Annotated in this window: 15 protein-coding genes; 13 read left to right on the top strand and 2 right to left on the bottom strand. The window is 69.1% G+C overall.

What is annotated here, in order from left to right; translation table 11 throughout:
• Positions 1 to 101: 101 nt before the first annotated feature.
• Genes IPG97_10085 through IPG97_10060 form a run of 6 tightly spaced genes read left to right on the top strand, consistent with a single transcriptional unit; the run spans position 102 to position 6,379 of the window.
• The gene (locus IPG97_10085) at positions 102 to 392 is read left to right on the top strand and encodes a hypothetical protein (protein ID MBK6856871.1); all 291 of its coding nucleotides are present in this window, start codon (positions 102 to 104) and stop codon (positions 390 to 392) included.
• On the top strand, positions 392 to 1,114 hold the full coding sequence (locus IPG97_10080) for a hypothetical protein (protein ID MBK6856870.1): 723 nt from the start codon (positions 392 to 394) through the stop codon (positions 1,112 to 1,114). Before IPG97_10085 ends, IPG97_10080 begins: the two co-directional genes overlap by 1 nt.
• Positions 1,111 to 2,529 (top strand): type IV secretion system protein, encoded by a 1,419-nt coding sequence (locus tag IPG97_10075; protein ID MBK6856869.1) that lies wholly within the window; start codon positions 1,111 to 1,113, stop codon positions 2,527 to 2,529. The genes IPG97_10080 and IPG97_10075 overlap by 4 nt, the downstream gene beginning before the upstream one ends.
• Entirely contained in the window at positions 2,519 to 4,009 is a 1,491-nt protein-coding gene (locus IPG97_10070) for a hypothetical protein (protein MBK6856868.1), read from the top strand. The genes IPG97_10075 and IPG97_10070 overlap by 11 nt, the downstream gene beginning before the upstream one ends.
• Positions 4,006 to 5,313 carry an ATP-binding protein gene (locus IPG97_10065; protein MBK6856867.1) on the top strand — a complete coding sequence of 436 codons (1,308 nt, stop codon included), beginning with the start codon at positions 4,006 to 4,008 and terminating at the stop codon, positions 5,311 to 5,313. Before IPG97_10070 ends, IPG97_10065 begins: the two co-directional genes overlap by 4 nt.
• Position 5,314: 1 nt before the next feature.
• Positions 5,315 to 6,379 (top strand): toprim domain-containing protein, encoded by a 1,065-nt coding sequence (locus IPG97_10060; protein ID MBK6856866.1) that lies wholly within the window; start codon positions 5,315 to 5,317, stop codon positions 6,377 to 6,379.
• A gap of 4 nt (positions 6,380 to 6,383) precedes the next feature.
• Here the strand turns inward: IPG97_10060 and IPG97_10055 are convergent, their stop codons facing one another.
• Together IPG97_10055 and IPG97_10050 are read right to left on the bottom strand one after the other, a co-directional pair.
• A complete protein-coding gene (locus IPG97_10055; GenBank protein ID MBK6856865.1) occupies positions 6,384 to 6,599 on the bottom strand; it encodes a hypothetical protein in 216 nt (71 codons plus the stop codon).
• A 1,030-nt stretch (positions 6,600 to 7,629) separates the two neighbouring features.
• Positions 7,630 to 7,806 (bottom strand): hypothetical protein, encoded by a 177-nt coding sequence (locus tag IPG97_10050; GenBank protein ID MBK6856864.1) that lies wholly within the window; start codon positions 7,804 to 7,806, stop codon positions 7,630 to 7,632.
• A gap of 309 nt (positions 7,807 to 8,115) precedes the next feature.
• Between IPG97_10050 and IPG97_10045 the strand changes: the two genes are divergently transcribed.
• The 7 genes from IPG97_10045 (at position 8,116) to IPG97_10015 (ending at position 24,001) form a co-directional block, all read left to right on the top strand.
• The gene (locus IPG97_10045; protein ID MBK6856863.1) at positions 8,116 to 9,993 is read left to right on the top strand and encodes a type IV secretory system conjugative DNA transfer family protein; all 1,878 of its coding nucleotides are present in this window, start codon (positions 8,116 to 8,118) and stop codon (positions 9,991 to 9,993) included.
• On the top strand, positions 9,990 to 10,310 hold the full coding sequence (locus tag IPG97_10040; protein MBK6856862.1) for a hypothetical protein: 321 nt from the start codon (positions 9,990 to 9,992) through the stop codon (positions 10,308 to 10,310). The genes IPG97_10045 and IPG97_10040 overlap by 4 nt, the downstream gene beginning before the upstream one ends.
• Before the next feature lie 150 nt (positions 10,311 to 10,460).
• A complete protein-coding gene (locus IPG97_10035; protein MBK6856861.1) occupies positions 10,461 to 10,820 on the top strand; it encodes a hypothetical protein in 360 nt (119 codons plus the stop codon).
• Positions 10,821 to 10,972: 152 nt separating this feature from the next.
• Complete coding sequence (locus IPG97_10030) at positions 10,973 to 15,820, top strand: DEAD/DEAH box helicase family protein (protein ID MBK6856860.1); 4,848 nt, start codon at positions 10,973 to 10,975, stop codon at positions 15,818 to 15,820.
• Positions 15,821 to 15,992: 172 nt separating this feature from the next.
• Positions 15,993 to 16,448, top strand: a complete 456-nt coding sequence (locus IPG97_10025) for a hypothetical protein (protein ID MBK6856859.1) — start codon at positions 15,993 to 15,995, stop codon at positions 16,446 to 16,448.
• 264 nt (positions 16,449 to 16,712) lie between these two features.
• Positions 16,713 to 19,907: a DEAD/DEAH box helicase gene (locus IPG97_10020; protein MBK6856858.1), complete on the top strand. Its 3,195-nt coding sequence runs from the start codon at positions 16,713 to 16,715 to the stop codon at positions 19,905 to 19,907.
• Positions 19,904 to 24,001 (top strand): hypothetical protein, encoded by a 4,098-nt coding sequence (locus tag IPG97_10015; GenBank protein ID MBK6856857.1) that lies wholly within the window; start codon positions 19,904 to 19,906, stop codon positions 23,999 to 24,001. The genes IPG97_10020 and IPG97_10015 overlap by 4 nt, the downstream gene beginning before the upstream one ends.
• Positions 24,002 to 24,121: the final 120 nt, after the last annotated feature.

Here is a 24,121-nt window from a genome sequence, read left to right as displayed (position 1 = left end):
CGCGACAGGCCGAGATTCCCGCGGGATTTCTTGTCGATTTTCGGGCCGGTTCGCGGCTTACCCCTGTGCCGCTCGTTTCCCGACTCGAAGGAGGTGGCCCGATGACTCGTCTCGTCGGAGTTCTCGCCCAGGTGTCTGTCGACCCGAACTCCACGGGCATGCCCGGGGCCGACCTGATCCAGAGGCTGCTCAACTGGTCCCAGATGCTCGCCCTGTGGGGCAGCCTCGGCGCTCTGCTCATCGGCGCCGCCATGTACGGCCTCGCACGGGAGGGCGGCAGCTACGGCGGTGCGAGCCGAGGCAAGGCGCTCGCCATGGGTGGCGTCGTCGGCGCCATCCTCGCCGGAGTCGCCCCGACCGCGGTGAACATGCTGTTCGAGGCGGCGAGCTGATGCCGTCCACCACCTCCCCGATGCCGAAGCGCAGCACCGTCATCGTGGCGTCACTGGCCACGGTCATGCTCGTGGCCGGCGTCGCGGTCACCCGCTTCACCGGCAACGACAGTCCGTCCGGCCATCCGACCGATCCTCAGGCCGCCGAGCCGACACCTCGGCCACCGGTCGCCGAGGGAACCCCCGGACCGACGCTGGAACGAGCTGGCCTCGATGTCGGGTTCTCCGATGACGAAGCGGGAGCGGTCGCCGCCGCGGTGTCGTACTCGACGGCGGCGCAGCGCTGGCTGTATTTCACCGACGACGAGATCCGTGCCGCGGTCGACGAGATCGCCACCCCGGTCGCGGCGCCACGCATGGCCGACGACATCGTTCTCGAGGTCTCGATGGCCCGCGACCAGCTCGGCGCATCGTCGGGCCGGGTCTGGTGGCTGGTGCGGCCCCTGGCCTGGAACGTCGAGACCTTCGACGGCGACCAAGCCCGCGTGGCGGTGTGGGTCGTGACGATCCTGTCGGCCGCGGAGGTCGCCGCCCCGCAGAGCGAGTTCCTGACCGTCACCGTCGACCTTGCGTGGCTCGACGGCGACTGGCGCGTCGACGGTGTGCGTGACCACCCCGGTCCGACCCCGATGACCGGACCGCAGGACCAGCCGTGGGATGCCGTCCCCTTCGACGAGACCCTCGCCGGGTTCACCCGACTCGACGGGGAGCCGGTCCAGTGATCCTCGGCATCGGATTCCCCAATCCGATCGGTTGGGCCATCGACAAGGTCACCGGGTTCGTCGGCGGTGTCGCTACCGCAGGGTTCGAGATGATCATCGGTGGGCTGGTCGCCTGGGTCGTCGACGCCGTGGTGTGGGTTGTCGGCGGGGTGTTCAACTTCTTCTTGGACTCCACGGACCCCAACGTCCAGGCCGACTGGTTCATCACCGGTGACGGCCCCTACGCCACCACCGTCGGGATCGGTGCCAGCCTCCTGTTGTTGTTCGTCCTGGCCGGGATCGTCCAGGGAACCCTCAGCGGAGACGTCGGCGGGATGCTGCGCCGCATGGGCCTCGAGCTGCCGATCTCGATCATCGGGATGGTCGGGCTCGTCACCGTCACGCAGATCCTTGTCCAGCTCACCGACGCGCTCTCCGGCGAGGTCCTCGGCAACTTCCAAGACGACATCTCCGAGTTCGGAGCCGTGGTCGCCACCCTCAGCCACCTCAACGGCGGCACGTCTACCGCTTTCGTGGTCTTCGTCCTCGGGCTGGTCACCGTGCTCGCCGGGCTGATCCTCGTGGCCGAGCTCGTTGTGCGCTCCGCGCTTATCTACATCGTCGTCGCCCTCGCCCCGCTCGTGTTCGCCGCCCGACTTTGGCCCGCCACTCGCGGCGCCAGCCGCAAGCTCCTCGACCTGCTCGTCGCACTCATCGTGTCGAAGCTCGTCATCGCCATCGCACTGTCCGTCGCAGCTGCGGCCGCGGTCGGCGCCGGTTCGGGTGGCGAGGTCACGGCGTTGCCCGAACCGGAGGTGTTCGCCGAGGACCCCGGCGGGTCGGTCACCCAGGCCGTTGGCATATTGCTCACCGCCGCGGCGGCGTTCGGTGTCTCCGCGTTCTCGCCGTTGCTGATCGCCCGGCTCCTACCGCTCACCGAGGGAGCGCTCGTCGCCCAAGGCGTGAAGGGCGGACCGGTTCGGGCGGGCCAGCAGGGGATGATGGCCGCCAACACCGTCCAGATGGTGTCGGGTCGGCGCTACAGCCAGATCGCCAACGGCAAGGCAGCTGCATCGGGCGCCAACGGTGCCGCGCTCCCGGCGGGCGGTGGCGGTGCGGCTGCATCCAAGGCCGGCGCGGCCGGAGGCGCGGGTGGGGGTGCCGCAGCGGGCGGAGCCGGCGCTGCTGGTGCAGCGGCTGGGCCTGTAGCCGTCGCAGTCGTCGGCGCTCAGGCGGCAGCCAAGGGCGTCAAGAAGGGCGCGTCAGCGGCAACTGGGACCGCGGAAGCCGCGTCCGACGCCAGCGACGCAGGGTCCAGCTCCGGGTCGGGGTCCTCTGGTCCGGCGTCGAGACGCCCCGAACGACCAGCCAGGCCGCCGGGGTCGGGCCGCAACGGTCAAGGGCCACAGCGAGGAGGTCGGCCCGATGCGAGCTGAACGTATCGAGCGCACCTACAAGCTGGAACCGCTCGACACCTCCGGCGTGTTCCTCGGCCTCGGCGTCGTGCAGTGCGGGCTCCTCGGCGCAGGGATCGTCCTCGGTGTCGGCGCGCTGACCATCGGCGCTCCACTGCCTGTCGCAGCGGTGCCGGTCGTGGTGTCCGCCGCGGTGAGCTTCACCCGCATCGGTGGTCACGCCAGCTGGGAGTGGCTGCCCCTGCTCGTGGGCTGGCTGGCCGCCCGTTTGCGACGCGGTCGGCGCTGGCAGGCACCGCTGCCGCTGTGGACCGACGGGGATGATCCCGCGCCGATGCCACCGTGCCTCGACGGCATCGACATCGTCGACATCGACTGGCGGGCTGGAAGCCGCCTCGGTGCCTTCCGCGACGGTCACCGCCGAACCCTCACAGCGGTTATCCCGGTGTCGGGTCCACAGTTCGTCGTCGAACCCAGGGGTGAACAGGAACGACTCCTCGCGGCTTGGGGCGACCTGCTCGGACAGTTCGCGGTCGAACGAGGCGTCGTCTCGCACCTCTCGTGGTCGGACCTCGCCCGGCCGTCGGGCATGGGCGACCACATCACCTGGCTCGACAGCGATCAGCGCGGCAACCCCGTGCCGGGCGCCGCTGAGTCGTACCGAGAGCTGCTCGAGGACGGCACGACCACGGCGATCAACCACGAAGCCGTCGTCACCATCACCGTTGCGAAGGAACGCCTCTCCCGTCACCGCACCAGCGCTGGCAACGCCGACGACCACCTCCGTCGAGCGCTCATCACGTCCGTCGAAGCGCTGCTCCGTGGTCTGCGCTCCGCGGCGCTCAGCGCCGGTGATCCGCTCGACGCGGCGGGTCTCCAGCGGCTGATCCGTTCTCGGATCGATCCGGTCAGCGCCCGGCCGCGAGCGAGACGAGGACGTCTCGTCGAACGTCTTGCCCTCGTCCGCGCTGCCACGGCTGGCCCACTCGTTCTCGACGCCGGATGGCGGGACATCCAGGTCGATGCCGCGCATCACCGCACCTGGTGGGTCGGTACCTGGCCCCGCCTCGCTGTTCCCCCGGCATGGCTCGAACCGTTCCTGTCGAGCGGCGGGATCACGCGGTCGATGACCGTCTACTTCCAGCCGGTCCCGACCCATCAGAGCCGGCGCCGCATCGAACGCGACCTGGTGAAGCTCGAGTCCGACGCCATCACCAAGGAGGACAAGGGTCGACGGGTCGACGCTCGCCACCGGCGAGCCACCCAAGCGCTGCTCGACCGCGAGGAGGAGCTCGTCGCCGGCTACCCCGAGATGGGCTACGCCGGGCTGGTCACCGTGTCGGCCCGAACCCAAGAGGAGCTCGACGAACAGGCCGAGGTCGTCGAGCAGCTCGCCCGTGAGACCGGCATGGACCTGCGGGTCCTCGACGCCCGTCAAGACATCGCGTGGGCCGCGTCGCTGCCCCTCGGTCTCGCCCCCTCCACGTTGCTGGCGTCATGAACCGGGCATCGCTTCGCCTCAACTTCCACCGCGGCACGACCGCGCACGTGGCCAGCATCTACCCGTTCTCGGTCCAGGGCTCGTTCGGACACCGGGGCACCTACGTCGGCCTCGACCTCCTCGCCGGAGGAGGCGAGTTCTGCTGGGACCCCTTCGAGGCATACGCCGCTGGGCTGGTCACCAACCCCAACGGCTGGGTCCTCGGCGAACCCGGCAACGGCAAGTCCGCCCTCGTCAAGTGCCTCCTGTGGCGCCAAGCCGCCGTCTACGGGACCGGCAACGCCGGACGCTGGATTGCCATCGCCGACCCGAAGGGCGAGTACGCGTCGCTCGCTGAGCACCTCGGTCTCACCACCGTGCGGCTCAGCCCGGGCGGCACCGCCACCATCAACCCGCTCGCTCCCGGTCCCGCGGCCGAACACGAGCCCGAGGACCGCCAGATCCTCCGACGCGCCGAGATGTGCACCGCGCTCGTCGCCACCGTCCTCGAACGCAACCTCACCCAGCTCGAGGACGCCGTCGTGTTCGCTGCGGTCGAACAACTCACCGCCGCGCCACTCGTCGAGCCGACACTCACCGACGTCGCCCACCTCGTCGCCGACCCCACCGATCAGATGGCCGAACGGCTCCGGTCCCACGGCCGGGACCTCGCGGCCGAGACGAGCAACGTCGCCTACGCCCTCGACAAGCTCCTGTCCCGCTCCCTGCGCGGCATGTTCGACGGGCGTTCCACGGTCCCGCTTCGCTGGGACGGCCCTGGCGTCGTACTCGACCTGTCGGCGGTGCCGCTCGACTCCGAGGCTCTCCCGCTGGTGATGGTCGCCACCGCCGGGTGGTTCCAACAGCTGATGGCGTGTCCCGGACCGCAACGCATCCAGGTCCTCGACGAAGCCTGGGCACTGCTCGGCAACCGCCACACCGCGGGCTACCTCCAGACCTGCTTCAAGCTCGGCCGCACCTACGGCGTTGCCAACCTGTGTATCACCCACCGGGCATCCGACCTCGTCGCCCAAGCCGACGACGGCACCGCCACCAGCAAGATCGCCGCCGGGCTGCTCGCCGACTCGGCCACCAAGATCATCCTCCGCCAAGCCCCAGACCAGCTCGACGCCGCGGTCGCTCACTTCGGGCTCACCGAACCCGAAGCCTCGATCGTCGGACAGCTCACCCGAGGCCGTGCCCTGTGGAAGCTCGGTGGCCGAACGGCCGTTGTCCACCACGTCCTCGGCCCGAGCGAAGCCGCGATCTGCGACACCGATGCCCGGATGAACGCGAGGCAGGCCGGCGAGGTCGAGGCGGCGTGACATGTACGACCGCGAAGCGCTCCTCGCCGCCACCGACCTCGCCGCGCTCGCCGACGACCTCATCGGCGGCCACGTCGGAACCGCCCGCAGCCCGATGTGGACCTGCCCCAACCCGAACCACGCCCAGACTGGCCGCACCCCGCCGCTCAGCATCTTCCGCGGCCACCAAGGCGACCAACGGTGGCGTTGCCACGGTTGCGGCGACGGCGGCTCGGCCATCGACCTCGTTATCGCCTGCAAGGGCGGCACCGTGCGCGACGCCCTTGAGTTCCTCGCGGATCGAGTCGGGCACCACGACCAGGGAACCGACTGGCAGCCGTCCCGCCAACCGGCAACCGCGCAGCGGCCGATGATGCCCGGCTGTCGGGATTCCGAAGGGCTCCAGCGCTACGTCGACGAGTGCGCCGAACGGCTGTGGAAGCCCGAAGGACGAGCGATCCGACGGTGGCTCACCAACGTCCGCGCCATCCCCGCCGATGTCCTCGCCCAGAACCGCATCGGTGTCGATCTCGGTGCTCGCTACCAGGACCGCCCCGACGGCATGCCCCGAGCCCACGGAGCAGTCCTTCCGACGATCGTCGAAGGTCGGGCCGTCTACGCCCAGATCCGCGTGCCGCACCCCGATCCTGACCGGCCCCGGTACCTCAACCCGAGAGCTGACCTCGCCGCCAACCCAAAGCTCACCAGGATGCGTCCCGCCGAGTGCCGACACCCCGAGGTCATCGTGACCGAAGGCGCGATCGACGCGCTCTCCGCGGCCACAGCCGGCTACCGGGCCGTCGGCGTGCTCAGCGCCACCTACGGCGACGAGTCCGTCGCCCTCGCGCTCGCTCGTCTCCCACACCCGCTGGTCTTGGCCTTCGACGCCGACGACGCAGGCCAAGCCGGAGCCGACCGACTCGCCACGCTCCTCGAGGCACGAGACCGGACCCCTGTCCGACTCGACCTCGATACCGGTGACCTCAACGACGCGATGCGTCGCTCGGACGACTGGCCCTCTCGCCTCGAGTCCGCCGTCGATCAGGCGATGGCAACCCGTTCGGTCGGGGCCGGGGTGGAGCGGTGACCCTTCACTGCGGGAGGAGCGCGGCCCCCATCGCGTCCACACCGAGACGGCCAACCATGCAGGTCGTCATCGCCACGACCAGGTACGGCACCCACGGTCCTGCAAGGGCGTAGGGCGGGTCGTCGTCGAAGGTCATCGTCGCCCGGCGAGCGGATAGGTCGGGGTGGATCTCGCGGATGCCCGCATACCAGACCGAGGCCCAGGCTCCCTCGAACCACACCAGCAGTCGTCGGTCGGTGGCGAGGATGCGTAGACCGCCAAGTGAACGCCACTGCGGAGCTGCCAGCCGCTCCGCCTCCGCACGTGCTCGGCGCCGTGCGGAACCCGCTGCCAGTGCCGTCGTCGCGAACAGAAGCGGCCCACCGAACGCAACGACCCGGGGCTCGTCGTAGAAGACGTCGATCGCCAGGAACCGCCACCCATCGGCCGACAGATCCGCATGGAGGGCCTCGCCGGGATCCAGGAGAACCGGACTCGCGAGGACCGGAAGATCGCCGCCCGCACTGATGTGCCCCGCAAGCTGGACCGCGAGGCCCCACTCGCTGTCAGATCCCCGGACCCCCCCCCCCCCCCCCCGCCCCCCCGGCCCCGGGGGGGTGTGAAGGTGAGGGCGAGGGGCGCACGAATCCCTGTGGCAGGGGGGGCGCCCCGGACTGGACCTGGTCGCCCGTATCCATTGCCTGGTCGAGGCGGGTGAACATCTCTCGCGCTGCTCTTCGCATGCTGCGGACCCGATAAGTGGGCAATCTGCTCGGCCCGTGATACACCTGGTGTGCTCTTCCCCCGATGGCGGCGCCCCCCTGTCCCCTCCCCGGCCCCCCGCGGGGGCCGCCGCCGAACGTGGACGTCTCCTCGTTCAGGTCGCCTGCTTCATCCACGACAGGGGTAGAAGCGACATCGCGCACTGCAATCGTCAGCGTGAGGGCCTGCTGAAACGGGATCGCGTGCTCCTCGGGGTTGAAGGGTTCCGACTCGAGGGGCCCGGCGGGGCCCCCCAAAACCCAAAAAAAGGAGGTGGTGAGGGGGACTCGAGCTCTTCCGCTCGCGTGATGATCGCATCGAACTTCGCCTTCGTCTCCTGTGCTTCGGCGATCGCGATGTTGACGGCAGCTTCGTTCTCGACCGCCTTCGTCTTTGCCTTCTCGCCTGCTGGGTGAAGGGGGGCCGAGGATCAGGGCTCCAGCATTCCGCCGCCGCCCTGCTTCCGCCACCGAGGAAGGCAGGGTCGCGTTCGTCGCGGCGCCCAGGCGTCAGATCGCGGTACCGGTGCTCGCTGTTGCGAACGTGGTGACAGCCGTGGTCAGGCCAGCGCTGATTCCGACTCCGGTGACGGCTGACCCTGCGATTCCGCGCATCCACGCGATGGCGTCCTGCCCGAGGCTCTTGTCGAGGCTGACCTGGCCTGCGATCGCGTCGAGACCGTCCACGAGGATTCTCCCGGGGGCGCCCCGGGGGCCCGCCCCCCCGCGGGCCCCCGCCCCCCCCCCGCCTCGTCCCCCCCCTGGGGCCCCCCCCCCCCCCCCCCCCCCGCCCCCGCCCCCGCCCCCCACCACCCCCACGGGGGGGGCCCCCCCGCGGGGGGCGCCCCCCCCACCCCACACCCCCCCCCGCGGGCCGCCGCGTCGACAACACAGTGGATCAAGTATCGGCAGGGATTCCGCCGCTGTTGAGGTCGGCGGACGCCGCGGCGGCGAAGAAGAGCGCGGTTTTCTCGGCGTTTCGCGGCTTACCTGGGTATGGAACGCGATGGGCTTGGGGTGTTCGAGGTCCTGGTGCTCGTGCTGGCCGGGGCAGCGCTGTTGGTCGTCGGGGTCGTGTGGGCGGGCGCATCCCTGGCGCTGCTGCTGTCGGGGGCGCCCCAAGGGGTCGCCTTCTCGGCGGCTGCTGACGCCACCGGTGGCCTGCCCTCGAACCTGGCCGCACCGGCCGCTGCTTGGCCGGCGCCCTACGACCAGGCGTTGCCGGGGGCGCCGCTCTACTGGCTGAGCACCGGGATAGCTGGAGCGATCGTGGCGACGATCGTCGGGCTTGGCGTCCGCTGGTTCAGCCGCTCGAAGGTGGGGACGACCCGCCGTCGGCCGCTCGGTGTGGATGCCCGGCCTCGGTTCGCGCGGCATCGGGACCTGCGGGCACTGCTCGTCCGGGAACCGGTCGCAGGTCGGTTCGTAGTGGCCCGGTTCGGTCGGTGGCTCGTCGCCACCGAGCCGTCGCCGCTGCAAGGCGCTCAGCCGAAGCATCGGTTCGGTGAACCGCGCCGGGGCGACCGAGGAGCCGTCGCTCTGGTCGGGCCGTCGCGGTCGGGCAAGACGACTGCTGCGGTGGCCGGGATCTTGGAGTGGCAGGGGCCGGCGGTCCTGTCGTCGGTGAAGGCAGATCTGCTCGGAGCCACCCAGGGATGGCGCTCCAGCGTCGGCGAGGTGCGGATCTACGACCCGATGTCGTCGTCTATCCCGAAGGGGACGACTGCGCTGTGGTCACCGTTGCAGCAGGCGGGCACGGTCGCCGGGGCGCAGCGGGCGGCGCGAGCGCTTTGCGACGCGGCGCCTCGTGGTGGGGTCGAGGGCGGCATGGACTTCTGGTTGGCGCAGGCCGAGATCCTGCTGTCGGGCCTGCTGTTCATCGCCCATCACGGCCACCGGGACATGGGCGCGGTGTGCCAGTGGGTGTTCTCCCAGGACCGCCCGACCGATGCCGGTGACGGCGAGGTCTACGACGCCATCAAGCCGTTGCTCAACTCGAACAACAGCGCCGTGTCGAACGGCGCCAGCGATGTCCACCAGAGCCTCAAGTCGGTGTGGCAGATGGAGGACCGCACCCGCTCGTCGATCTACGCCACCACCCAGACCGTGGTGTGGCCGTGGTCCGACCCTGGGGTCGCGGCGTCGGCTCGCCCCGCCCATGTCCCACCCGGGAAGGGCCGTCGACCCAAGCCCGGCAAGGAAGGAGACGGCCAGATCGATCTCGGTTGGCTGCTCGACGAGCGGAGGCAGAACACCGTCTACCTGTGCTCGCCGATCGAGGACCAGCGCCGGCTGGCCCCGGCGTTCGGCGGTCTGCTCAACGACCTGATCAACCAGGCGTACCGCCACGTCGCAGAGACCGGAAAGCCCCTCGACCCGCCGCTGCTGGTGGTGATCGACGAGGCCGGCAACACGCCGCTGCGGTCGCTGCCGGAGTACGCGTCGACCCTCGCCGGCATCGGCGTGCTGCTGGTGACGATCTGGCAGAGCCTCGCCCAGCTAAACGCCGCCTACGGCCCGCAGTCCGACACGATCCTCACCAACCACCTCACCAAGGTCATGTACGCCGGGCTGTCCGATCCGGCGTCGCTCGGCTACGTCGATCGGATCCTCGGCCAGGCCGAGGTCGACACCCGGTCGCGCACGGCGGCCGAGCGGCTCAACGGTGGCTCGGACCAGTACTCGACGACCCAGGTCCCGCTCGCCCCCGCCCACGTGTTGCGCCAGATGCGACCCGGCGATGCGCTCCTGGTCCACGGAACCCTGCCGCCGGCGCATGTCCGCACCCGGCCGTTCTATGCGACACCGCATCTGGCTGAGCGCGCGGCCATGGAGCCGGGCAAGCAGTGCAGCGAGCGGGAGGCGGCAGCGTGAAGCCGTTCCTGCGTCCCACATCTCGTGCGCGGCTGGCCCCAGCCGGTTGGACGTCCGAACCGGCCGGGCAGTGGGCGGGTCGTGAGGTCGAGGTCGTCTACGACCCTCGACAGCACCAGGTCGTGCTGTGTCGCAACGACCCTGGGGATCGCACCCGCGCCGAGCTGGCCGGTGCCGGCTACCGACGGTGCGCCAGCGACGGAACCCAGGAGATGTGGGTCCGCGACCGCAATGCGGAGACCGCTGCCGCGCTGGAACGCGAGACCGGACAGCAGCACCGCCCGCCTGCGGTAGCGATGGAAGGCCGCGGGCTGTGACGACGATGCTCCGCTGGGGCGGCCGGTCGTGGCGGTAGCTTGTGTCCAGCGATCGGAGCACGCGCCGCACTCCATCCGAACAGCTCTGGCTCTTCGACATCGAGCTCCCTCCCACCGAAGCCGACACAACGGCAAAGGAGGCGATTCGCGATGAACCGCTACGGCCAGCTCGTCCTCGAGCACAACCGGACCCACCGCCCGGACGCCTATTCGCAGATCCCGGACCCCGACGACTTCTTCACCGAGGCCGGAGAGACGATCGCAACCGCGATCAGCGACCTGCGCGACCAGATCCTCGGCCAACCCCGAACCAACGAGAACCTCGAGGCCTACCGGCACCGCAGCTACCAGGCGTGGTCGACCGCCGAGGAGATCGTCCTGACGGACCACCACCTCCTCCAACCGGAGACGACCGAGACGACGGACGAGGACTGGGACGACGATCAGGAGCTGGCGGACCGCTACCAGCTCCTGGCCGAGATCAACCAGATCATCAACCAGCCCCTGTAGCCCCTGTCGTCCCGACCCCGACCGGGGCCGCGGCAACAGGCGGCGATGCCTCGTCCGCCCAGCGCGAACCGTTCCGACCGGCGAGCCAGGACGACCTCGCCCCACCGGGTGCCACGGCCAAGCTGCGCGCCAACCTCGATGCGCTCGAGATCGTGCGCCGCTGCCGCGACGAGGACCGTGCGGCGAATCCGGCTGAACAGGTAGCGCTCGCCCGGTGGGCCGGGTGGGGGTCGATCCCCCAGGTGTTCGACGACGCCGCCGAGCGCTTCGCCGCCGAGCGAGCTCAGATCCGTCAGCTTCTCGGCACCGAGGAGGCGTGGAGCCAGGCCCGTCGCACCACCCTCAACGCTCACTACACCTCGGCGTCGGTCGTCACCGCCATGTGGTCCGCCGTTCGTGACCTGGGTGTCGACGGGCCGGTCCGGGTGCTCGAGCCGGGCTGCGGGTCGGGGAACTTCTTGGGGTTCGCTCCGCCCGATGCTGTGCTCACCGGGGTCGAGCTGGACGCCACCACGGCGGCGATCGCCCGCCACCTCTACGGTGCCCGCGCCACCATCCACAACGGCGCGTTCGAAGACCTCCGCGTCGAGGACGGCGCGTTCGACGTGGTGATCGGCAACGTGCCGTTCGCCAAGGTCACCCCGCACGACCCTCACCACAACCGGGGCCGCCACGCCCTGCACAACTACTTCCTCCTCAAGTCGCTCCACCTCACCCGACCCGGCGGGCTCGTCGTCGCCCTCACCTCCCGCTACACCCTCGACGCCCGCAACTCGGCTGCGCGCCGAGAGATGGCGATGCTCGCCGATCTCGTCGGCGCCGTTCGGCTCCCCGAGCGCGCCTTCGCCCGAAGCTCGGGCACCGATGTCGTCGTCGACCTGCTGGTCCTGCGCCGTCGACTTCCCGGGGCCGAGCCGATGGGCCCCGCGTGGGAACACGTCGTACCCATCGCCCTCCCCGCAATCGGTGCGAACACGGACCAGGGGAGCGGTGAGCCCCTGGAGGTCAACGAGTACTTCGACGCCCACCCCGACCGAGTCCTCGGTGACTTGGCCGCGGCTCGAGGCATGTACCGCGACCACGAGCTCACCGTCACCCCCAACGGCGACCTGGAGGCCCAACTCCCGGCTGCGCTGCAACGACTTGTCGCCGACGCCACCTCCGCGGGTCTCCGCTTCTTCGCCTCCCCACCGAGCACCATCTCGCGCCGTCAGGCGCCCGAGGTTGCCACCGGCACCTTCGATCTCACCCACGCCCAAGACGGCAGCTTCGTCACGAACACCGAGGGCGACATCGCGCAGCTCCACGGCGGCGCCGCGGTCACCTACCAACCCCGCGTCGCCAAGGACCGCCCCGAACTGGCTCGCCTGATCGGCCTACGCGACGCCGCCCGCTCCGTGCTCGGCGTCCAGCTCGACGGCGGAAGCGAGGACGACCTGCGCGCCGCTCAACAGGTCCTCGCCGGTCGCTACGACAGCTACCGACGTGTGCACGGGCCGATCAACCGTTCCAGTCAGGCCCGCACCGGGCGCCGCGACCCCGAGACCGGTGAGGAGCTGTACCGCAGGGTCCGGCCCCGCATGGGTGGGTTCCGAGAAGACCCCGACTGGCCGCTCGTCGCCGCCCTCGAGGTGTTCGACGACGAGACCCAACAAGCCCGGCCCGCCGCCATCTTCTCCGAGCGGATCATCGACCCACCGCATGAGCGCCACTCCGTCGACAGCCCCGACGAAGCCGTCGCCGTGTGCCTCGACGAGTCCGGCCGGGTCTCGCTCGAACGGGCAGCGGAGCTTCTCGGGCTCGATGCCCCCACTACGAGGCAACGCCTCGGCCGTCTCGTCTACGACGAGCCCGGCACCGACCGGCTCATCCCCGCCGCCGAATACCTGTCGGGCAACGTGCGCACCAAGCTCGACGCCGCCCGCGTCGCCGCGGCCGACGACCCCCGCTACCGGGTCAACGTCGCGGACCTCGAAGCCGTCCTGCCCCGCCAGCTCGAACCGGCCGACATCACCGCCCGCCTCGGTTCACCGTGGATCCCCAGCCGTGACGTCGAATCCTTCGCTGGCGAAGTGCTCGACGCAACGGTCGATGTCGAACACCTCCCACAGCTCGGCCACTGGTCCGCTCGACTCCGCGACGGCAGCCGTCGCAGCGTCGCCCTCACCTCCGAATGGGGCACCTCGCGCGCCGATGCGATCACGTTGCTCGACGCCGCGCTCAACCAACGGCTCCACACCGTCACCGACGCCACTGACGACGGACGGCGGGTCCGCAACGACGCCGAGACCCTCGCTGCCCGCGACAAGCAGGAAGCCCTCACAACGCGGTTCTCGACCTGGGTGTGGGAGGACCCCACCCGCGCCGAACGCCTCGCCACCACCTACAACGACCTGTTCTCCTCGACCGTGCTCCCACAACACGATGGCAGCCACCTCACCCTTCCCGGCCTCGCCGGGAGCTTCACGCCCCGCGATCACCAACGCGCCGCAGTGGCCCGGGTCCTCACTGACGGCCGCACCCTGCTCGCACACGCCATAGGGGCCGGCAAGACCGCCACCATGGTCATGGCGGCGATGGAGCTACGCCGACTCGGATCAGCGTCGAAGCCCGCGGTCGTGGTCCCCAACCACATGCTCGAGCAGTTCTCCCGGGAGTGGCTTCAGATCTACCCGACCGCCCGGATCCTCGTCGCCGATCGGGAACGGCTGTCGAAGGGCCGGCGTAAGGAGTTCGTCGCCCGCGCCGCCACCGGCGACTGGGACGGCATCGTGTTCACCCAGTCCGGCTTCGCACGCGTACCTCTCGGGGCCGACCTGATGCGCGAATACATGGCCGGTGAGCTCGAAACAGCCCGCGCTGCGCTCGCCGGATCCCGTGACGGCAAGGGCCTGTCGGTCAAGAAGCTCGAACGGCGCATCGCCCAGATGGAGGAGAACTACAAGCGGCTCCTCGCCGAGCACACCAAGGACGACGGCGTCCGCTTCGAGGAGACCGGCATCGATTTCCTCTTCTGTGATGAGGCCCACGCCTATAAGAACCGGCGCGTCGACTCCAGCATCGACGGTGCCGCCAACACCGGTTCGCAGCGAGCCCAGGACCTCGACTCCAAGCTGTGGGCGCTGCGCCGCGCCCACGGGCCGAGGGTGGCGGTGTTCGCCACGGCTACCCCGGTGGCGAACTCGATGGCCGAGCTGTGGGTGATGCAGACCTATCTGCAACCCGACCAGCTCGAAGCGGTCGGCCTGCGACCCTTCGACGCGTGGGCCGCCACGTTCGGCCGGACCCACACCGCTCTCGAGCTGGCACCCGACGGGTCGTCCTATCGGATGCAGACCCGCTTCGCCCGGTTCCAGAACGTCCCCGAACTACTCACCCTCTACCGCCAGGTCGCCGACGTACGCACCCTCGACGACCTCGACCTCCCCACCCCCGCCATCGCGGGCGGACAGGCCGAGACGGTCGTGGTCGACCCGAGCGACAACCTCGTCGACTACGTGCTCCTCCTAGCGGCGCGGGCCGAACGCATCCGCAACCGGGCCGTCGACCCCTCCGAGGACAACATGTTGAAGGTCACCGGCGACGGACGCCGCGCCGCGCTCGACCTCCGCCTCATCGGCCTGGAAGCACCGACCGAGCAGGCCAAGCTCGACGTCGCCGCCCAACACATCTCGGCGATCCACCACGCCACCCGTGACCACCGCTACGCCGATGATCACGGCCAGCTCACCCTGCGCCCCGGTGCTCTCCAGCTCGTGTTCTGCGACGTGTCCACCCCAGCAGGTGACGGCTGGAACGCGTACGACGAACTGAAGTCGCTGCTGGTTCGGAGGGGTGTCGAGGCCGGTGCGATTCGCTACATGCAGTCCGCCCAGACCGACCAGGCCAAGGCCAACCTGTTCGCCGCCTGCCGTGACGGCACCATCGCCGTGCTCATCGGTTCCACCGAGACCATGGGAGTCGGCACCAACGTCCAGACCCGCGCCATCGCCATGCACCACCTCGACGCCCCCTGGCGACCAGCCGACATCGAACAGCGAGACGGCCGCATCCTCCGCCAGGGCAACCAGAACTCCGAGGTCCGCATCCTTCGCTACGTCACCGAAGGAAGCTTCGACACCTACATGTGGCAGACCCTCGAACGGAAGGCCGCGTTCATCGCTCAGGTAACCCGCGGCGACCTGCCCGACCGCGACGTCGATGACATCGGCGACCAGGCCCTGTCCTTCGCGGAGGTGAAGGCCCTCGCCACCGGCGACCCGCTCGTGTTGGAGAAGGCCGCCGTCGACGCAGACGTCGCCCGGCTCACCCGCCTCGAACGCGCCCACCAAGACGACCAGCACCGCCTCCGCCGCACCCACGACACCGCCACCACCCGCGCCGAACGGCTTTCCGGCAGGGCCGCGCAGCTCGAGGGAGTGTTGGAACGAGTCGTGGACACACGCGGCGACCGCTTCGCCATGACCATCGACGGCCACCGGCACTCCAAGCGAGTCGAGGCCGGCGAACACCTCCAACGACTGATGGCCGACCGGCTCGACCAGACCCCGCCCGAGACCAACGGCCCGACCATCGAGGTCGGAGCCCTCGCCGGACTCGCCGTCACCGCCCAAGCCGTCACCACCATCGACGACGAGATCCGCCTCGCCGTCGCCGACGCCCACATCGAGGTCACCTACCCGGCGCTCGACTGGAAGCGCAGCGAGCCCACCAACCTCATCACCCGCCTCGAACGCCAGATCCAACGCCTGCCCGACACCTTGACGTCCCTCCAGGCCGAAGTCGACACGGCTCGAGGCGAAGCCGACCGTGCCGCCGCCCGCATCGGCGCGCCGTGGGACCGCGCCGACGAGCTCGCCGGACTGCGCCGCCGACAAGGCGAGATCAACGACACGCTCACCGCCGCAGCCAACCCGGAAGCAGTCGAGACACCCTTGACTGCGACCAATCCCGCGCCACCATCGGCACCGCCACCCCGAGGTGACGGTCTCTCTCTGTGACGATTCCCTGGTCAGCATGGGCCAAACGGCCTACCCTCGTGACTCATGTGCGACTGGACTTCGACCGAGCGGCCCGAGTGGGTCGGGCCAGGTCGAGGGCTCTGTCGGCGGGGGAGCAGCGGGCAACGGACCTCGGTCCACCCTCCTATCAGCGACCTCCCGGCGGCAGACCATGGGCACGGAGCACTCCGGTAACGGAAGCGAGCCACCCGGCCAGCGAACGAGGCCCGTTGCGGGCCTCCGACTTCGACCCCTGCCCCCGTGCGCTGACCCAGCGTTCCCGGTCCTGCACGACTACTTCGAGATGGTCTACGGACCGCTGATCGGTCCTACCTCGACCCTTCTGGCCAGGGCGCTCAATCGTCACCTCGCCGATGCCGGTGGCCCGGTCACCGTCTGCCCGATCGAGCTGTCGCTCGAGCTCGGCCTGCGGGCCAGCCGCGGTGAGCCGATCGGCACCACGTCGTCGTTGACCAAGGCCATCAAGCGCCTTCGAGACCACCGCCTGGTCCAGCAGGTCGACTCCGACACGCTGGGCGTCGTGGTCGAGGTACCACCCCTCTCGTCCCGAGCCCTCAGCAAGCTCCCCGACTCGGTACGGCGCGCCCACATCCAGTTCGTCCAGTAGCAGCGCTGCGCTCGAGGGTGTCGTCCTCGCGGTCGCCGTCACAGGGGTGGCGTACGATCGGAAGGTCGGGTTGACGCGAGCCAAGGGGGCCGGGGTACCTGGCGGATGGTCACCTGATGAACAAGCCCTGCTCACACAAATGCGCCTTCTAAGCCCTGAGCGGCCCACGTCCCAAGATCTGAGAACTGACAAGAGCGGAGCGCGTCGAGCCCCCTGGGTCCCCTCCCTGGTGATCGATCCCGTCGAGTCCTGGAACGAGCGTTCATGACGGCGGTTGGAACAACACGAGCCAGGGCCGTTCCCGAGGAGGGCATGCTCGTCCGCGCCCGGGGCCGCATGTGGGTCGTCACCCGACGCGACGACCCCTCCATCGAGGCCGACGAGCTCGGCTCCGATCGGTTCCCGGCCCAGCATGTCCTCGAGCTGTCCTCGGTCGAGGACGATGCCCGAGGCGAGACCATCAAGCTCGTCTGGGAGGCCGAGCCGGGCACGCAGATGTTCGATTCGGGCGACCTGCCGGCGGTCACCGCCGAGGGCTTCGACGATCCCGAGATCTTCGATGCGTACCTCGACGCGGTCCGCTGGGGTGCGATCACCAACGCGGACTCGAAGGCGCTCCAGTCGCCGTTCCGGTCTGGCATCGCCATCCAGGACCACCAGCTGGCCCCACTGGCCCGAGCCCTCGCGATGGCCCGGGTGTCGCTCCTCGTCGCCGACGACGTCGGTCTCGGCAAGACGATCGAGGCCGGGCTGATCGCACAGGAGCTCCGCCTCCGGCACCAGGCCGACACGATCATGGTGGTCTGCCCGCCAAACCTGTGCGGCAAGTGGCAGGCGGAGATGGACGAGAAGTTCGGCCTCCGCTTCGAGATCATCGACTCCGACGCGGTGAAGCGGATCCGCCGGCAGTTCGGCCCCGCAGCCAACCCGTTCGTCCAGTACCCGCTGATGATCGTGTCGGGCGCGTGGCTGAAGCTGCCGGCGCAGCAGGCGCGCCTCGACGAGATCCTCTCGCCCGACCGGAACGACTTCCGGCGGACGTTCGACCTGCTGATCGTTGATGAGGCCCACCAGGCGGCGCCGGCCGCGGTCGGTCGGTACGCCCAGGAGTCGAAATACACAAAGCTGCTGAGGCGGCTCGTGCCCCACTTCGAGCATCGCGTGTTCCTCACCGCCACACCGCACAACGGTTACTCCGAGTCCTTCCAGGCGCTGCTCGAGCTGGTCGACCCGCTCCGGTACGCGCGGGGAGTCGAACCTGACGAGCGGCAGCTGCACACGTCGACGATGGTGCGGCGGCTGAAGTCGGAGCTGCGCGACGAGCTCCCCGTCGACGTGCACGGGCGCAAGCCGTTCCCGATCCGCAAGATCGACGAGGACACCACGCTCGTCGTCACGATGCCCGACGACGAGATCCAGGGCCTCGCGCTCCTCGACCGCTACCGCGACGCACTGCGGTCCGCCGCCGGAGGGCCGAAGGCGAAGGCCCAACGGGCCGCTGCCGAGTTCATCACCCTCCTGCTCAAGAAGCGCTTCCTGTCCTCGCCGACTGCGTTCGCCGAGACGATCGAGACCCACGCCGAGACGGTGCGCGGCGGTCAGGCCGCAGACGACTGGTCCGAGGACGCGCTGCGAGGGACCTACAGCCGGGTCGACGACGACTACGACACCGACGACGACCTCGACGAGGCCACAGCAGATGCGGTTGCCGGCCAATCGTCGGCCACCGGCCGATCAGCGGAGGCCGATGAACTGCTGGACGAGCTCCTCCAGTGGGGCGCCGATCACCGAGGCCGGGAGGACGCCAAGACCCGACGGCTGTTCGAGCTCATCGAGGAAGTGTGTGAGCCCTCGGGCGGCTGGAACGACCAACGCATCATCGTGTTCACCGAGTACCGGGACACGCTCGACTACCTACGGGACCTGTGCGCAGCGAAGGGCTGGCTGACCTCCGACACCGGTGAAGGCACCGGCCGGGTCGAGTTCGTCTTCGGCGGCATGGACAAGCAGCGCCGCGCCGAGATCATCCGCGACTTCAACTACGACCCGGCCCACACCCCGGTGCGGGTGCTCTTCGCAACCGACACCGCCAGCGAGGGCATCGACCTCCACAAGCGCTGCCACCGCCTCGTGCACATGGAAGTCCCGTTCAACCCCAATCGGCTCGAGCAGCGCAACGGCCGCATCGACCGGTACGGCCAGCCGAACGAGGAGGTCTGGATCTACCACTTCCTCGGGCGAGACAGCCGAGGCAAGGCCGTCGACGACATGGACTTCCTCGTCCGAGTCGCCAAGAAGATCAACGAGATCCGTGAAGACCTCGGCTCGGCGTCGCCGGTGCTCGCCACCCAGATCGAGGAGCGCCTCCTCGGCGGTTCGACCACGATCAACGAGGCCGAGATCGAGCGCCGCAAGGGCAAGACCGCCCGGCTGCTGCTCTCCCGGGAGCGCAAGCTCGCCGCCGAGCTGGCCGACATCCGCTCCAGGCTCACCGACTCCACCACCGAGCTCGGCCTCAACCCCGATCGCGTCAAGCGGGTCGTCGACGCCGGCCTGCAACTCACACGACAAGCACCGCTCCGCCCTGGAGAGATCCGAGTCGGGACCGACGTCATCGACGACGGACTCTTCGACGTCGGCCCGCTCGCCGAGACCTGGGCTGACACGACCCAGTTCCACTGGGACCCCGTCGCCGAGGCCGAACGTCCCATCACCTTCGACCACGAGCTCGCGGCCCGGCTCGACCAGATGGTGGTCTACGCCCACCTCGGTCATCCGCTCGTTTCCCGCTGCCTCCGGCTCCTCCGATCGAAGACCTGGCAGGACGGCTCCTCCGGCGTCCATCGGGTCACGGCGCGGATGGCACCGGTCGACCAGCTCACCGTCGTCGCCCACGCACGGGTCGTCATCACCGGCGGCGACGGCGCACGACTCCACGAAGAGATCGCCCCCGCCGCACTCACCTGGAACGACGGCAAGGTCGACTACCTTGGCGTCAACGCCACCAACGACGTAATCGAGCTGGAGACTCACGGCGTCGCCCCGACGCATGTGCAGGCGATGCTCGCCGACCTCTGGCCCAAGCTCGAACCGAGAGTACGCACGGCGATCACGAACCGGGCTGAGGAGGTCGCCCGCCAGCGGAACAACCGACTCGATGCCCGACGTGACGAGGAGAAGAACACGCTCGCCGAACGGCTCAACCAGCTGCAGCAGGATCTGCAGCGGAGCCTGTCCGAGCAAGGCAAGAGCATGCAGCTCGAGTTGCCGCTCGAGGGCTACTCCAAGCGGGAGCAGTACCAGATCGAACGGGACTGGGCCGCTATGCAAGCCCGCCTCGATCGCATCCCAGGCGACATCGTCACCGAGCAGGCCGCCATCGACCGCCGTTACCAGGACCGCACCCGGTACACGTTCCCCATCGCCGTCACTTTCCTCGTCCCTGAGGGCCGGCGATGAGCCCCCGAGGAGTCCGACGAGGCCGGTTCATCCCGAGAACAGATGGCGCCGCCGCGCACCAGGACTGGCTGTCGCTGTGCGCGCCGACACTCCCGTTCCTCTCCGTCCCGGTCCTCACTGACGCGTTCGAGACCGGCCCCCTCCACATCGACCGAGATCTGCGAGCCGCCGCCATCAGCCGGTGGGAAGGCGGCGACCTCGACGACGGTGCTGTCGACGACCGAGATCGAACCACCTGGGTCGAGTGGCTCCTGACTGACCTGCTCGGGTTCGACGACCGAGTCGCCAAGACCGACCGCTTCACCACCGCCGGAACCGAACCCGGCACCAGCGTCACCGCCACCTACGCCATCCTCGACGACCCGACCCAGCCGACCACGAGCACCGCCAGGCTCCTCGTCCTCGTCCTCCCCGCCGGCACCAGCCCCGACGGGCGAGGTGGCGACGCATGGTCGGCGACCTGGACCCAGCGGATGGCGCTCCTCCTCCGTCGAACCGGCGTCGAGCTCGGCATGGTCACCGACGGCGACCTCATCCGCATCGTCTGGGCCAAGCAGGACATCTCGACGGGCCACGCCACCTGGCGGGCCTCCCTGTTCTCGTCTGAGCGGGACCACCTCGACGCCCTGTGGTCGGTCTTCTCCGCCCGCCAGTTCTTCGCCGCGCACCCCGACGAGCAACCCGAAGCCCTCCTTCAGCGCTCGCTCGCCGCCGAAGCCGAAGTCACCTCGACCCTCGGGCACCAGGTGCGCCGTGCCGTCGAGCTGCTCGTCACCAGTCTCGACCGCGCCGACCGCGACCCGGAGACCCCGCGCTTCCTCGACGGCGTCCCACCGGGTGAGGTCTACGAAGCGGCCGTGACCGTCCTCATGCGGCTGGTATTCGTCCTCGCCGCCGAGGAGAACGGACTCCTCCCGCTCAACCGGACCCTGTACGCCGACCAGTACGCCATCTCCACGCTGCGCGGCCAGCTCGAGGACGACGCCCGCCTCGGCCGAGAGCGCCTCGAACAACGATCCTCCGGCTGGCACCGGATCCTGGCCGTGACCCGAGCGGTCCACGGCGGACTCACCCACGAGCAGATCGCGATCACCGCCTATGGCGGCAACCTCTTCGATCCCGACCGGTACCCGTTCCTCGAAGGACGCCCAGACGACGGCACGAACTGGTGGCAGGACCCGGGCCGTCCGCCGCTCGTCGACGACCTCACCATCCTCGAGATCATGCGGGCCCTCCAGGTGCTCCAGTTGTCCCAGACCGACACGCGGACGCTGTCCTACAAGAACCTCGAGGTTGAACAGATCGGCCACGTCTACGAGGGCCTCCTCGACCACAGCGCCGTCAGCTCCGGCGACGCCACGTTCCTCGGCATCGTCGGCAAGCAGGGCGAAGAGCCCGAACTCGAGCTGAGGATCCTGGAAGAGAAGCTGCTCGCCGGTCGCGACAAGCTCGCCACCTACCTGGCCGGCAAGGACGTCACCGGCCACACCAAGAACAAGATCAAGACCCTCCTCGAAGCCGACCAGGCCGCCGGACGCCTCGCCGCGCTCCGGGCAGCCTGCGGCGGTGACCAGACGCTCGCCGACCGCGTCGCGCCTTTCCTCGGCGTACTCCGTGACGACCTCCGCGGCTACCCGCTCGTCTTCCCACCCGGTTCGATCTACGTCACCCAGACCGGTAGCCGGCGCGACTCTGGGACCGCTTACACCACCAAGCACCTCGCTGACGAGGTCGTCGAACACGCGCTGGCGCCCCTCTGCTACTCGCCCGGGCCGCAGGACACCCGAGACACCGATCAGTGGCAACCGCGCTCGTCGCAGGAGATCCTCGACCTCAAGGTCTGCGACATGGCCGTTGGATCCGGCGCCATCCTCGTGGCCGCCTGCCGCTACCTCGCCGACGTGCTCATCGAAGCCCGCATCGCTGAAGGCGCGATTGACGCCGCCGACCTCTCCTCCGCCGGTGACGACCCCGCACGCAACACCCACCGCGTCCAAGCCATGCGAGAGGTCGCCGAACGGTGCTGCTACGGCGTCGACCGCAACCCGATGGCCGTCGAGATGGCCAAGATGAGCTTTTGGCTCGTCACCATGGCCCAGGACCGGCCATTCACCTACCTCGACCACAACCTGCAGGCCGGCGACAGCCTCCTCGGCATCACCGATCTCGACCAGCTCCGGGCCCTCCACCTCAATCCCGCCTTCGGCCGGGCAAGACCGGTCGGCCTCCCCGGCATCGATCCGGCCTCCACGTGGGCCGAGATCGCGCCGCTCGTCGACCAGGCGATCGAGCTGCGCCGCCTCGTCGAAGAGGCAGCGAGCGAAACCGCTCGCGATACGGCCTACAAGGCCGAGCTGACCACCCAGGCCAGTCGGGCCCTCGCCATCGCCAACGCCATCGCCGACCTGGTCGTGGGGTGTGCGCTCTCGTCCAGCGGCAACAACGTTGACAAGGCGCTCGACGACCAACTCCGCACAAACGCCTCGGCCCTTGTCGACGCCATCAAGTTGATCGGTGACGATGGCGAAGCTGATCTTGCGGATCTGCGTCGGGTGAGCCGGCGGCTGCTCGACGCTGGCCGACCGGACGATGCGCCCTCGCGGTCACCGCTGCACTGGCCACTGCGGTTCCCGGAAGTCTTCGACGAGGAACGCCGAGGCTTCGATGCGATCGTTGGGAACCCGCCGTTCATCGGCGGGCAGAAGCTCACCGGGGCGGCCGGAACCGACTATCGGGACCACATCATCTCCTGGCTCGCCAACGGGCAGAAGGGCTCCGCCGACCTCGTTGCCTACTTCTTTCTCCTCGCTGGCCAGCTCGGTCGGTCGATCGGCCTCCTCGGTACGAACACGATCGCCCAGGGTGACACCAGCGAGGTCGGTCTTGGGCAGCTGATTGACGCAGGATGGACCATTCATCGGGCGGTCTCATCGACGCAGTGGCCAGGTGGCGAGTCTCTTGAGATCGCAAAGGTCTGGCTGAGTCGCACGATCGATTTGGCCGATGGCGCGGTCCTCGACGGTCGGGTTGCGCCAGCCGGGATCGACCGGATGCTGTATCCGTCCGCACGATCCGGATGGGAGAAGCAGCGCCTCAAGGAAAACGAGGGGTCGGCGATTGTCGGTTCCTACGTTCTTGGGCTTGGCTTCACGATGACGCCGGAGGAGGCGGCTGACCTCATCGCCAAGGACCCCCGCAACGAGGAGGTTCTCTTCCCGTACATCGTCGGCGAAGATCTCAACCAGTCGCCAAGCCACGCCGCATCACGCTGGATAATCAACTTTGCCGACTGGGACGAGGACGTAGCTCGGACATACCCGGACTGCTTCTCCATCGTTGAGGAGAAGGTCAAGCCGGATCGACTGTCCAAGAGTCCGAAGACCTATCCGCACGCGACGAAGCACTGGTGGCAGTACGAGCGTCCGCGCACTGAGCTGTACCAACTGCTCGGTGGCCTACGTCGCGTGGCAGCCATCTCTGTGGTGAGCAAGGCGGTCATGCCAGTTCTGGTCACCACAGGGCCGGTCTTCGCACACCGGACTGTGGTGTTCCCGTTCGAGGACTACGCGACCTTCGGTGTACTGGTGTCGGACTTCCATCGTCGATGGGCCATCCGCTACTCGAGCACGCTCGAGACTCGCGTGAACTACTCACCTTCTGATTGCTTCGCGACCTTTCCCCGCCCGAACCGTATCCAAGCCGTAGCGGATGCCGCTGAGCGGCTCGACGAGTTCCGCTCGAGCTACATGACCCATCAAGGTCTTGGGCTGACCGACACCTACAACCGAGTCCACGATTCAAACTGCGAGGAGAGCAAGATCGCAGCGCTGCGTCTTCTTCACTCGGATGTCGACTACGCCGTGCGAGACGCATACGGCTGGTCGGAACTCCTTCCCGACCTACAGCACGGGTTCCACGAGGTTCGTGGCCAAGGGCTTCGATACACGTTTAGTCCCGATGTTGCTGACGAAGTGCTTGAGCTTCTCCTGGAGGAGAACAAGCGGAGGTACATGTCGGAGTCAAGCAAGAAGCCGGTTGGCAAGTCGGCAACCGGATCGAAGGATCAGACGTCGTTGTTTGAGGGCGAGGATTGATGGCAGCGCGAAGGAAGACCTCCCGAAGTCGGCGCCGCCTCGTCCGAACGTCCCCCCTCCACGTAGTGACCCGACGCTGCCTGCTCCGGCCCCCGCGGTCCTGCGCGATGAATTCGTCGA

The organism is Microthrixaceae bacterium, assembly GCA_016702505.1.
GTDB lineage: Bacteria > Actinomycetota > Acidimicrobiia > Acidimicrobiales > Iamiaceae > Aquihabitans.
Note: the sequence above shows the minus strand (reverse complement) of the source record. Positions and strands in the feature narration are given on the sequence as shown.